The sequence below is a fragment of the Neptunomonas sp. CHC150 genome, assembly GCF_030397555.1.
GTDB classification, from domain to species: Bacteria; Pseudomonadota; Gammaproteobacteria; order Pseudomonadales; family Balneatricaceae; genus Neptunomonas; species Neptunomonas phycophila.
Genome location: NZ_JAPNXU010000006.1, coordinates 582,183 through 594,299 on the forward strand (window position 1 = coordinate 582,183; position 12,117 = coordinate 594,299).

Sequence of the window (12,117 nt, forward strand, 5' to 3'; positions counted from 1 at the left end):
AAGACATAAAAATAAGGAGTTCACATGCTTTTTAAAGTCGAAATGAAAGTGAATATACCCACTGATATGCCAGAGGCGATGGTAGCCGATATCAAGGCTCGCGAAAAAGCCTATTCACAAGATCTACAAGGCCAAGGTAAATGGCGTCATTTATGGCGTATCAGCGGTAGTTACGAAAACGTTAGTATTTTTGATGTCGACAGTAATGTCGAATTGCACGACATAATTACAGGACTTCCCTTGTTTCCTTATATGGATATTGCAGTGACACCCTTATGCCGTCACCCATCCTCAATAAACGAAGATGATCGTTAAAAGCTTTAATAACAGATATTTATATAAAAAAATAAAAGTAAATAGTTACTCCTTAACGGGTATTCCCAATCAGTTAAGACAAAAATCCGATATAACAAAAACAACAGATGAGGACCAACGTCATGTCAGTTAAAACAATGAACACTGCACAAGTACAATCTCTGCTTAAAAAAGTAGCCGGTATGGATAAAGAAGGCGGTGACGAACGGTTTAAGCATATCGTTCACCGCGTCGTTCGTGATCTTTACCAAGCGATTGAAGACTTTGATGTCACGCCAGAAGAGTTTTGGAGTGCGGTTTATTACATTAATGATTTAGGTAAAAACGGTGAAGCTGCACTACTGGCACCCGGCTTAGGCTTTGACCATTATCTCGATATCCGCATGGATGCCGAAGATGAACAAGCGGGCCTAACAGGCGGGACTCCACGGACAATCGAAGGGCCCTTGTATGTCGCCGGCGCTCCGCTATCTGAAGGCTTTGCCCGTATGGATGATGGTAGCGTTGAAGGTGAAACCATGATTTTCACCGGTGTAGTGACTGATGAGCAAGGTCAACCGATCGAGGATGCCATAGTTGATATTTGGCATGCCGATGTAAAAGGTCGTTATTCGTACTTCGATCCCTCTCAAAGCGATTACAACTTACGTCGTCGCATAAAAACGGGAGCCGATGGTCGCTATACTGTTCGTAGTTACTTACCGTCTGGTTACGGTTGCCCACCCGATGGATCAACTCAATTATTGCTTGATAACTTAGGCCGCCACGGCCAACGCCCTGCACACATCCACTTCTTTGTGACCAAGCCAGGGTTTCGTCATCTCACATCGCAAATCAATGTGGCAGGTGATAAATACACATACGACGACTTTGCCTTTGCAACGAAGGATGAATTAGTTGTTGAAGCGAAAACAGTCTCTGCTAGCCCTAACCCTTGGGATATTGAAGGCGACTATAAAAAGTTGGAATTCAATATCACGTTATTGAACGCACCAAACGAAACGGCACAAGAGCGTCATGCCCGAGTACGAGCGCTAGAAGCTGACGCTGCATAACTTTCGGTAGTAACTTCCGGCATTAGTTTGCCGAATCAATAGAACACGATGATTTCTGTCTGCTGGCTCTAAAGAGGCGGCCTGGCTAACGTCGGCCTAAATCTAGACCTCAGACACGAAATCGAGGGTAAGTGACTGTTATGACTAAACGATTAGATCAACTACAAGACAAGATAAACAGCGCAGTCATTGCGCATCCGGAAACGGGCCGTTACCAATGTGACCGTAGTGTTTTTACTGATAAAGAACTCTTCGATTTAGAGATGAAATATATTTTCGAAGGTAACTGGGTATTTTTAGCACATGAAAGCCAAATCCCTGAAATAGGCGATTACTTTACCGTCACAGTGGGTCGCCAGCCTGTTGTTATTACCCGCGACAAGTCCGGAGAGCTAAATGCCATTCTCAATACGTGCTCACATCGGGGGGCAACTTTATGCCGTCGTAAGCGTGGTAATAAAACCTCATTTACTTGCCCATTCCATGGGTGGTCGTTCAAAAACGATGGCAAATTTCAAAAAGCTAGGGACCAGAAAAAGGGTGGGTATCCTGAACAGTTCAACACGGATGGTTCGCATGACCTCAAAAAAATGGCACGTTTTGAAAACTATCGTGGTTTTTTATTTGGCAGCTTAAGCGATGACGTTATTCCGTTATCCGAGCATCTTGGTGAAACCACTAAAATCATCGATAACATTGTTGATCAGTCGGAAGATGGTATTGAAGTATTGCGCGGAACATCTTCCTATACCTACGAGGGCAACTGGAAATTAACCGCTGAAAATGGTGCGGATGGCTATCACGTAGGAACGGTCCATTGGAACTACTTGTCTACAATGGGCCATCGCAACTATGAAAAGGGCGGCACAGAAGCGGTCGATGCCCGTTCATGGTCTGCCGATGGGGGGTTCTATTCTTTTGAACATGGCCACATGATGCTTTGGACACGGTTACTCAACCCCGAAGCCCGCCCCATATTTAACCAACTAGAGCGATTAGAGAAAACCTTTGGAGAAGCACGAGCTGATTCAATTGTACGTACCACTAAAAACTTGTGTTTGTACCCGAACGTTTACTTAATGGACCAGTTTTCTACACAAATTCGGGTAACTCGCCCAATTGATGTTAACAAAACAGAAGTGACCATTTTTGCCTTCGCGCCTAAAAACGAACCCGCCGAACTCCGTGCTAAGCGTATCCGTCAATATGAAGACTTTTTTAATGTTAGTGGCATGGGAACTCCCGATGATTTGGAAGAGTTCCGAGCTTGCCAGCAAGGTTACGAAGCGTCCGGTATGAAGTGGAATGATATGAGCCGAGGCGCGGCACACTGGATCAATGGCCCAGACGATCATGCCAATCAAATTGATATGAAACCTACGTTGAGCGGAGTAAAGCCGGAAGATGAAGGGCTGTACGTTAATCATCACCTTCACTGGGTCAACGAAATGACCCGCGCTATCAAAAATGAACGCAAACAACTCATAGCCGTATCGAACGTAGGAGAAGTGTCATGAATGCTAGCTACCAAGATATCCGTGCATTTATCTATCGCGAAGTACGTTTATTAGATGATCGCCAGTGGGACGAATGGCTCACCTGCTACAGCGAAGACGCCGTTTACTGGATGCCTGCCTGGGACGATTGTGATGAGTTAACCGACGATCCTCAAAGCGAGATCTCATTAATCTATTACCCGAATAGGGATGGGTTAGAAGACCGTGTATATCGCATCAAAACAGAGCGCTCAGGTGCCAGCATGCCAGAACCGAGAACCACCCATTTTATCGCTAATCTAGAGGTTCTCTCGGCAACCGATACAGAGGTGAAAGTTCGTTACAACTGGCACACCTTGAGCCATCGCTATAAAGAGACGACACAGTTTTTTGGTACCAATTTCTGCACGATCGCTACAAGTGGCGAGCAGTTTGTTATCACGCATAAAAAAGTCGTTCTGAACAATGACTACATCAATCAAGTGATTGATGTGTATCACCTATAACCCGAGGGAGTGAATGATTATGCCGTACAACATAGCCCTAAATTTTGAAGATGGTGTAACGCGCTTCATTACCTGTAATGATGATGAAACCGTGCTAGATGCCGCTTATCGCGCTCACATTCGCCTACCCATGGACTGCTCTGATGGTGTGTGCGGAACCTGTAAAGGCGCATGCCACCAAGGCAAGTTTGACCTTGGAGATGAATACATTGACGACGCATTATCAGACGAAGAGCTTGAAGCCGGAAAAGTATTAACTTGCCAAATGGTGCCGGCTAGCGACTGTGTTGTTGAAATACCGATTGCCTCCTCGTTATGCAAAGCGGGACCAACCGAGTTAACTGCAGTTGTCGATGAAGTGAATCTAGTATCTCCAACGGCTATTGAACTCAAAATCACAGCCCAATCACCGGTTGAGTTTTTAGCAGGGCAGTACGTGAATATTCAGGTGCCTGGTACTCAAGAAACGCGTGCTTATTCGTTTAGCTCTCAACCCGGCAGTGATCAATTAAGCTTTCTTATCCGCAATGTATCAGGCGGTTTGATGAGTACCTGGTTAGTCGGTAAAGCACGTACTGGCGATTCGCTTTCATTAAATGGGCCTATGGGTAGCTTTTATCTAAGACCCGTTGAGCGTCCTGTACTCATGTTAGCCGGTGGCACTGGCTTGGCACCTTTTTTGGCAATGCTCGAATATCTAAAAGTGCAAGCTGTAGAGCATCCTATCCATCTTATCTATGGTGTAACGAATGAAGATGACCTTGTCGGTTTGGCGGCATTAGAAGCATTTGCCGACATTATCCCGTCGTTCAGTTACAAGACAGTTGTAGCCAACCCTGAAAGTCAGCATCCGCTTACAGGTTATGTAACACATCACATGGAAGATGCAGCTTTAGATCAAGCGACTGATGTATATCTGTGTGGGCCACCGCCAATGGTCGATGCCGTGCTGGGTTATTTCCGTGATAACACTATCAAACCTCACTCATTTCATTACGAAAAGTTTGCGCCAAGCCTGGTGAGCACAAAGGAAAAAGTCGCATGAGCACAGTAGATAAGTCTTATCCAACGAGCTTGTCACGCTTTAGTCATAAAGTGGTCGTGGTCACGGGTGCTGCTCAGGGTATTGGAAAGCGGGTAGCGCAACGGGTTGGGGACGAAGGAGCAAAAGTGGTTATCGTTGATATTGCGGATTATATCCACGATGTTGCGAAGGAGCTGCAAGCGCTAGATATTGACGTTTTGGCGCTACAGGCAGACCTAGAAACGTGGGTTGGTGCAGAGCAAGTTATGGAAAAAGCCAACGCCCATTTTGGCCGCATCGACATCCTCATTAATAACGTGGGGGGCACCATCTGGGCGCAGCCTTTTGAGCATTACACACCTGAGCAAATTCAAAAAGAAATCCAGCGTTCGCTATTCCCCACATTATGGGGCTGTCGAGCGGTTTTACCTGCCTTTTTAGAACAGGGTGCAGGTGTGATTGTTAACGTATCGTCTGTTGCAACGCGGGGACTGATGCGTGTGCCATATGGCGCCGCAAAAGGCGGTGTGAATGCGATGACCGTGAATTTGGCTTATGAATATGCCGAACACAATATTCGTGTTAATGCCACAGCACCGGGTGGCACTGAAGCACCACCACGATTAACGCCAAGAAACTCGAAGCCTCAAACAGAGCAAGAAGCTGCCTGGTATCAGACGCTAATTGATCAAACAGTCAGTAACAGCCTAATGCATCGCTATGGTTCATTGGATGAGCAGGTTGATCCTATTTTATTTCTGGCATCGGATGCTGCCAGTTACATCACAGGCACCATCTTACCGGTGGCAGGAGGCGATCTCGGCTAATCAAAAATAATCACGTGAACACATCTACATGAGCACTGACTTGAGTAAGGTTGGCTCACAATAAAAATAAGAGGGTAGATCAATGAAAACAATCGACGTACAAGACGTCATCGATAATGCAACGTTTAATCCTTTCCACTGGAAAGTACTCTTTTGGTGTACTTTGGTTATCATTTTTGATGGTTACGACTTAGTCATTTACGGTGTTGTGCTTCCTATTCTAATGGAGCAATGGCAACTCGACCCATACGTGGCGGGGCTACTAGGCAGCAGTGCGTTGTTTGGCATGATGTTTGGCGCCATCGGGTTTGGCATGATGTCCGATAAGGTTGGACGTAAAAAAACGATTTTAGCCTGTGTTATTCTTTTTAGCTTAACCACAGTCGTCAATGGCTTTGCTACAGATCCTTGGGTATTTGGCATATTACGCTTTATTGCGGGTTTAGGCATCGGTGGTGTCATGCCCAATGTGGTTTCGTTAATGAGCGAATACTCACCAAAGCGTCGTCGTAGCACTATGGTCGCTTTGATGTTTAGTGGCTATGCCGTCGGTGGCATGATGTCCGCAGGCTTAGGAATTTGGATCGTACCAACGTACGGCTGGGAGGTTATGTTTTATTTAGCGGTAATTCCGTTGCTGCTAGTGCCTTTTATGATTAAGTTTTTGCCCGAATCGGCAAGCTTTATGATGTCGCAAGGCCTCAAGGATCAAACGCGTCATGTGTTGATTAAGATTGCACCAGAACGTCAGATCGCTGAATCAGATGAACTCACCATTCCGGCTGCTCACGTCAGCAAAGCCTCGGTAGCTGAATTATTTCGGGATAATCGTGCGCTATCAACCATGATGTTTTGGATCGCCTTTTTTTGCTGCCTATTAATGGTATACGCGTTAGGTTCATGGTTACCCAAACTCATGTCATTGGCCGGTTACCCTTTAAGCTCTAGCCTTATGTTCTTAATGGTACTTAATATTGGCGCTATTATTGGTGCAGTAGGGGGCGGGCGTTTAGCCGATAAGTTTTCATTACGTTCGGTACTTATCAGCTTCTTTATTCTTGGTACAACGGCACTCATCACCCTAGGTTATGAGAACCCTATGTGGGTCTTATACTTATTAATGGGAATAGCTGGAGCTACAACAATTGGTTCGCAAATCCTACTTTACGCCTATGTTGCTCAATACTATCCGACTAACATTCGTTCAACAGGGTTAGGCTGGGCTTCAGGTATCGGGCGAAATGGCGCATTATTAGGGCCTATGTTAGGCGGTGTATTAATGGCGATGGCATTACCACATCATATAAACTTCCTTGCGTTAGCTGTCCCTGGAGCGATTGCTACCATCGCGGTTGCTTTTGTAGGCCGTAATCCCGTTAAAAAAGATAGTCTTGGATCATTCAGTGGAAGCACGGCTCAGTAAGAGTCAGATATCCATTTATTATCCTATCGAAAGCTCTGGCGTTTATGCGTCAGAGCTTTTTTACATGTAACGGGAGGAAGATATGCCAACGTTAATTAAAGATTTTTCTGTCTCTGCTTTAGTGGCTGGGTTGCTGGCTGTCTTAGTCTCCTATTCCGGTCCGTTAGCTATCGTATTTCAGGCGGGTAACAAAGCGGGCATTGATCATGACATGATGACGTCATGGGTATGGAGTATTTCAATCGGGGCAGGCATTACCAGTATTGTGCTCAGTACAGTCTTAAGAGTGCCGGTGGTGACCGCATGGTCGGCACCCGGTACTGCTTTATTAGTCGGTTTGTTCCCTGATTTATCACTCAATGAAATGGTCGCAGCTTACGTAACAGCCGCCGTTATCCAGCTGATTATTGGTGTCAGTGGCGCCTTCGATTACCTAGTTAAACTGATTCCACCCGGCATAGCCGCGGGTATGATGGCCGGTATACTCTTCCAATTTAGTCTAGGCGCCTTTCTGGCTATTGAAACCACGCCTGTATTAACGCTGGGTATGCTAATGTCCTACGTAGTTGCTCGCCGTTGGCTGACTAAATACACACTGGTGTGTCTGTTAGGTGCTGGAATAGTGTTGGCTATTTTTAGTGAAGGTACATCGCTATCTCACGTAGGCTTAGAGCTAGCGCATCCTCAATGGATTACCCCGCATTGGACCATAGCATCAGTATTGAGTGTCGCACTCCCGATTGTGTTGGTCAGTTTAAGTGGGCAATTTCTACCTGGCATGGCGATTCTACAGGGAGCCGGGTACAAGGTCAGTGCCAAACCAATCATTACGTTTACCAGTTTAGTGTCAATCCCATTGGCATTCACAGGCGGAATAAGCACCGTTGTAGCCGCCATAACCGCTGCTATCTGCACCGGAAAAGACGCACACGAAGATCCAAGTAAACGGTACGTATCGGGTATTTTTAACGGTATTTTCTATTTAGCCGGCGCGGTATTCGCAGGAACGATCGTGTCACTCTTTACAGCCTTGCCCGCCGCATTCATTGCCGTACTCGCTGGGTTAGCCCTATTAGCTCCCATCGCTAACAACCTTGCAGGCGCAATGGCGGACGCTGCGCATCGAGAAGTATCGCTGATCGCTTTTATCATCACGGCATCAGGGCTCTCGGTTTACGGGCTTTTATCGGCATTCTGGGGAGTCGTGATTAGCTTGGCGTGTTATTGGATTTTGAATATAAAAACAATAACAAAGGTAGATACAGAATGAGTGATATGGAACAGGTATATCAATACTGGGGACTTAATCGTATGTTCCTTAGTTTAGGTCGCCTTTTTTTCTGCCTATTGATAGCACATTCCCTAGGCTCATGGTTACACAAACTAATGTCATTAAGCGGTTATCTTTTAAGCTTGAGTTTTATGTTCCTAGTGATACTCAATTTTAGTGCCATTACCGGCACAGCAGAGCGGCGTTTATCATGGAAGCAGCTGGGGTTGTCTCGTTAGCGTCCACTGCGAATAACCTTGCCGGAGTAGTTATAGATGTCTTACTGATGGCGAGTGTTTAGTATAAGAAGGTTGTATTATCCTTAATAAGTAGATATGTTGCTAATGCAAAGAAGAATCCATATCATTTTCAATAACTGATATTCAAGGAATGAATTTATATCGAATAAATACGAGATTGTAATTAATGAATTCTCCGGTTTGACAGGCCATACAAACATGAGTGTGTATGCTAACGGAGAATTACTTGGAACTTACGGCTCTAATCTAGGCGATCCCGATTTCAATATATTTAACGGTTTATCAGGGGGGTTATGTAGAGGCGTTAGAAGAACTTGTACGTGAAGAAATAACAGACCTTGCTGACTGGCTACAAGTTGCCGTTGGTGCTATTTACTTTACAGCAGACTTGGAGGTTGCATGAAATATTTAGTAAAATTTACGATAATCACTTCTACATTATTTTTATCGACTGTAACTAGTTCACAACCGACTATAAAAGAAAAATCAGTAGATGTAGAGGAAATTTTAAGTGGGAATTCCATACTAATTACAAATAAATTTACACCAGCATTATTTCAATTCGATTCTAATTATGAATTCAGAGGCTATAACCCTAACGGCGACATAGTTGATATAGGCGTTTGGCGTGCTAATGGAAACTCCCTATGTTCGACTGTTACTTATCAACCACTTAGATCGCCAACTAAAATTCAAAAGCCAAAAGAATTTTGCATGGTTATCCCTTCATCGAAAACATCCTGGAGCTCAGTAGACCTAAAAAATGGTGTCATAAAATATTTAATATTAGATGGCAAACCTTCTATCGATGAAGCTATTAAAATTATAAAAAAATGAGATATTGCCACCAAGCCACTTGGTGGCAATATCTTGGATTGTTGTGGAAGTGGATATAAATATCAACTGCAGTGTTAACGAAGCTATAAAATCTTGTAAAAAATCTTTTTTTATATATGGGATTTTAGTTTGTTTACTAATTTTCTTATGCTCATTGATGTAAATAAAAAGGCCTTATTCGAACCACTATAGGACAAGAATAAGGCTGAAGGCGTGATTTTTTTAAGCAAACATACCGCGCATAAGTATGAACAGAAGCGATGGGCCTAGTAGGCAGCCAAGTGCGGTATAAAAAGCAGCGGTTAAGCAGCCGTAAGGGACGAGTTTAGGGTCGGTAGCTGCTAAGCCTGCGGCCACACCACTGGACGTTCCCATTAATCCACCAAATATAACGGCTGAGCGTGAGTTGTTTAGACCTATGTAGGGCGCAACAAAAGGTGTCAATATCATCACTAAAATCGACTTAACCAAGCCCGCGGCAATCGACAAGGCCATGACTTCTGAGCTAGCACCAATAGCAGCCCCGGTTACGGGTCCAACAATGTAAGTTACAGCACCCGCACCAATAGTGGTTAAGCTCACCGCATCGGTGTATCCAAATGCTAATGCGATGGAAACACCTGCTACGAAGGATGAAAAAATCCCCATAAATAAGGCAATAACACCCGCTTTACCTGCGCGTTTCAGCTCATCAATATCCACACCAAAGCCAGTTGCCACAATAGCAAAGTCTCGTAACATGGAGCCGCCTAAAATGCCGATACCCGATAACAAAGGAAGATCGACAATTCCTTTTTCACCACCGGTAAATACACCGCCTAAATAGGCTAAAAACAACCCTAGTATGATAGCGATAGCTGAGCCGTGAACACGGCCTTTAGTAAAGCGGCCTGACGCCCAATAAGATAACCACATGGTTAATCCAATAACGGCAAAACCCATGACCAAGCTGTATTTATTACTTACTACTAATAAAGATTCGTACATAATGATCACCGCACAGAGCTAGAGGTTGTAGTCGATGGCGTTTCTACTGAAACGGCCTTTGTTGTCTCTGAGCTTTCGTCGTTCCCGATTCGGCTCAATACCGGTACTAACAAAAATCCACAAACAACCGCAAAAATACCGGCTGTAATTGCCATAGGTCCCCCAGTTAGGGCACCCATTACATTTTGCTTTGCCGCCATAGCAACAACGATTGGGATATAAATGGCACTCCAAAACTCGACGCCTTGCTCAGTTTTTATGTTGAGTAAGTCGCGCTTTTTAAGATATGTACCGGCTAAGATAAGTAGGATCATTGCAATTCCTACACCTCCGACATTGGCAGGGACGCCAATTAGTTTGCCTAACATTTGCCCAATAGCGATGCCCGTTAAGGTGCAAACGGACAGCAGAGCAACTCCGTAGATGATCATAATTTTTCTCCAGTTGTTATTTCTATTATTTCTGGCTGTATAATTTTGTGTTGTTAATGCGAGTGGTTTTTAGTGTTTAATCTCCTCAAATAGGCATATAGATTAAGTTGAAAGATTTATAGGTGCTGATAAAGCAAAGTGTCGAGGCGCGTGCTTTGAGCAGCAAAGCATTGCCCTTGAGTAAATACCCGGCGGCATAGACCTGTTAGTGTCGAACCGGGTGGTATTTCAATAACCCGTCCCACACCACGCTCCAGCAACAATTGGCTGCTATCATGCCAATGTACTTGGTTTGCCATGTTGTGAGAAAGGTCTATACGAATATCGTCTATATTATTGATTAACCTTGATTTTGATGCGCTAATGTAGCGGATTTTAGGACGATTGATTATTGTTTTTTCTAATTTGCTCAACAAGTACTCTGATTGGTCTTTTAATAAGGAGCAATGGGACGGAACCGCAACCTCTAATAAGCGAGAAGTACATCGGGTTTTCGATTTGATGACGGCAGCGGTCTCCAATAGGGCGGGTTTATAACCGGCCAGAACAAACTGGTCTTCGGCGTTAATGTTCGCTAAATAAACGCGCTTACCCTCTATCACCTGTTGTTCTAACACGGATTCTACTACCGTGCGGTTTACATTAAGCAGCGCTAGCATTCCGTAGTCTTGCGGGAAAGCAGTCTGCATTAATCGACCTCGTAAGGATACCAATTGAAGAGCATCTTCAAATGACAAGCAACCAGCAAGGACCGCCGCAGGATAAGCGCCCACGGATAACCCCATGACATAATCCGGTACGCACCCTTTATCCATTAGGTATTTACCCCAAATAACTCCGCTAATAAGTAATGCCAATTGGACATTAACGGTTTCTTTTAAGGCACTTTCGGAGTCAATACTTGTTATGGTTTGGCCTAAAGCGCTTTCTGCATGACTCAAGTAGCTGTGTGTGGTTGGATCATCGGGTAGGTTCTCCCTTAACATACCGGGAAACTGTGAGCCTTGCCCCGGAAAAGTAAATGCCGTTAACATTTATGCGCTCTCCTTGGCTAAGCCCCACGGGTCGCTAACAAGGGAGGGGCCATGATTACTTTTTACCAACACGTGATTATCACGTAAGGCCCACTCAGCCAATGCAACGGCCCCCATTGGGGTTTCTAACTGTATATCCAAGCGACAACCCTTTACGCTCCAAGACGCTAACCATCGTGACGCATCAGCTTTAGACCACAATGTTTGCCCATCGATAATTAAATCCAGATCGCTACGTGGCGTTAGTTGCGGGATTCCTGTCGCTAGCTCGTAGCCACAGCTTCCGGTGATCCCCCATGGACGACCGAGCGACTCAAGAAGTGGTATTAATGAATCCAACGCTTTAAAAACCGAATGTTCTGTTGTCAGTGGGTGATTAGCCCAGAGCTTACGTTTTACAATCTCGTATGGGCTGATAGATTGTAGGATGTAGTGTGTTGGTACATAAGCGGCACAACGTTCTGCTTTGCCGCCTCCGCGTACTCCTACAGGAATGTATTTAATACTCTGTTTAACTATGGGCATCGCACGACGAACCACTACAGGGCCGGTACTTGTAAGTACCCAATCCGGTATGGGTTGATGGTTTTCAGCAAGCATCAATTCAGCTTTGCTTGTTATCCATACTAAGTCGTGCGCATGCCAGCTCATG

General features: G+C 44.8%; 13 protein-coding genes. 9 read left to right on the plus strand and 4 right to left on the minus strand.

Annotation, left to right across the window (positions count from 1 at the left end):
* Positions 1-24: 24 nt before the first annotated feature.
* From catC to OW491_RS08775, 9 genes are all read left to right on the plus strand, one after another.
* The gene (catC, locus tag OW491_RS08735) at positions 25-315 is read left to right on the plus strand and encodes a muconolactone Delta-isomerase (protein ID WP_075172158.1); all 291 of its coding nucleotides are present in this window, start codon (positions 25-27) and stop codon (positions 313-315) included.
* A 122-nt stretch (positions 316-437) separates the two neighbouring features.
* Positions 438-1,370, plus strand: a complete 933-nt coding sequence (gene catA / locus OW491_RS08740) for a catechol 1,2-dioxygenase (protein WP_075172157.1) — start codon at positions 438-440, stop codon at positions 1,368-1,370.
* A 140-nt stretch (positions 1,371-1,510) separates the two neighbouring features.
* Positions 1,511-2,887 carry a Rieske 2Fe-2S domain-containing protein gene (locus OW491_RS08745; protein WP_290035603.1) on the plus strand — a complete coding sequence of 459 codons (1,377 nt, stop codon included), beginning with the start codon at positions 1,511-1,513 and terminating at the stop codon, positions 2,885-2,887.
* Positions 2,884-3,372, plus strand: coding sequence for a benzoate 1,2-dioxygenase small subunit (gene benB, locus OW491_RS08750; RefSeq protein ID WP_290035604.1), 489 nt, complete (start codon positions 2,884-2,886; stop codon positions 3,370-3,372). The genes OW491_RS08745 and benB overlap by 4 nt, the downstream gene beginning before the upstream one ends.
* Before the next feature lie 19 nt (positions 3,373-3,391).
* Positions 3,392-4,417 (plus strand): benzoate 1,2-dioxygenase electron transfer component BenC, encoded by a 1,026-nt coding sequence (gene benC, locus OW491_RS08755; RefSeq protein ID WP_290035605.1) that lies wholly within the window; start codon positions 3,392-3,394, stop codon positions 4,415-4,417.
* Complete coding sequence (gene benD / locus OW491_RS08760) at positions 4,414-5,223, plus strand: benzoate diol dehydrogenase BenD (protein ID WP_290035606.1); 810 nt, start codon at positions 4,414-4,416, stop codon at positions 5,221-5,223. Before benC ends, benD begins: the two co-directional genes overlap by 4 nt.
* 82 nt (positions 5,224-5,305) lie before the next feature.
* Positions 5,306-6,646: an MFS transporter gene (locus OW491_RS08765; RefSeq protein ID WP_290035607.1), complete on the plus strand. Its 1,341-nt coding sequence runs from the start codon at positions 5,306-5,308 to the stop codon at positions 6,644-6,646.
* Between the two features lie 82 nt (positions 6,647-6,728).
* Positions 6,729-7,916: a benzoate/H(+) symporter BenE family transporter gene (locus tag OW491_RS08770; protein ID WP_290035608.1), complete on the plus strand. Its 1,188-nt coding sequence runs from the start codon at positions 6,729-6,731 to the stop codon at positions 7,914-7,916.
* A 659-nt stretch (positions 7,917-8,575) separates the two neighbouring features.
* A complete protein-coding gene (locus OW491_RS08775; RefSeq protein ID WP_290035609.1) occupies positions 8,576-9,013 on the plus strand; it encodes a hypothetical protein in 438 nt (145 codons plus the stop codon).
* A 222-nt stretch (positions 9,014-9,235) separates the two neighbouring features.
* On the opposite strand, the gene madM is transcribed toward OW491_RS08775, so the two are convergent.
* The 4 genes from madM to OW491_RS08795 form a co-directional block, all read right to left on the minus strand.
* Positions 9,236-10,000, minus strand: a complete 765-nt coding sequence (gene madM, locus OW491_RS08780) for a malonate transporter subunit MadM (RefSeq protein ID WP_290035610.1) — start codon at positions 9,998-10,000, stop codon at positions 9,236-9,238.
* Positions 10,001-10,005: 5 nt separating this feature from the next.
* On the minus strand, positions 10,006-10,431 hold the full coding sequence (gene madL / locus OW491_RS08785; RefSeq protein ID WP_075178865.1) for a malonate transporter subunit MadL: 426 nt from the start codon (positions 10,429-10,431) through the stop codon (positions 10,006-10,008).
* 116 nt (positions 10,432-10,547) lie between these two features.
* Positions 10,548-11,465 carry a malonate decarboxylase subunit epsilon gene (locus tag OW491_RS08790; protein ID WP_290035612.1) on the minus strand — a complete coding sequence of 306 codons (918 nt, stop codon included), beginning with the start codon at positions 11,463-11,465 and terminating at the stop codon, positions 10,548-10,550.
* A complete protein-coding gene (locus tag OW491_RS08795; RefSeq protein ID WP_290035615.1) occupies positions 11,466-12,116 on the minus strand; it encodes a malonate decarboxylase holo-ACP synthase in 651 nt (216 codons plus the stop codon).
* Position 12,117 lies beyond the last annotated feature (1 nt).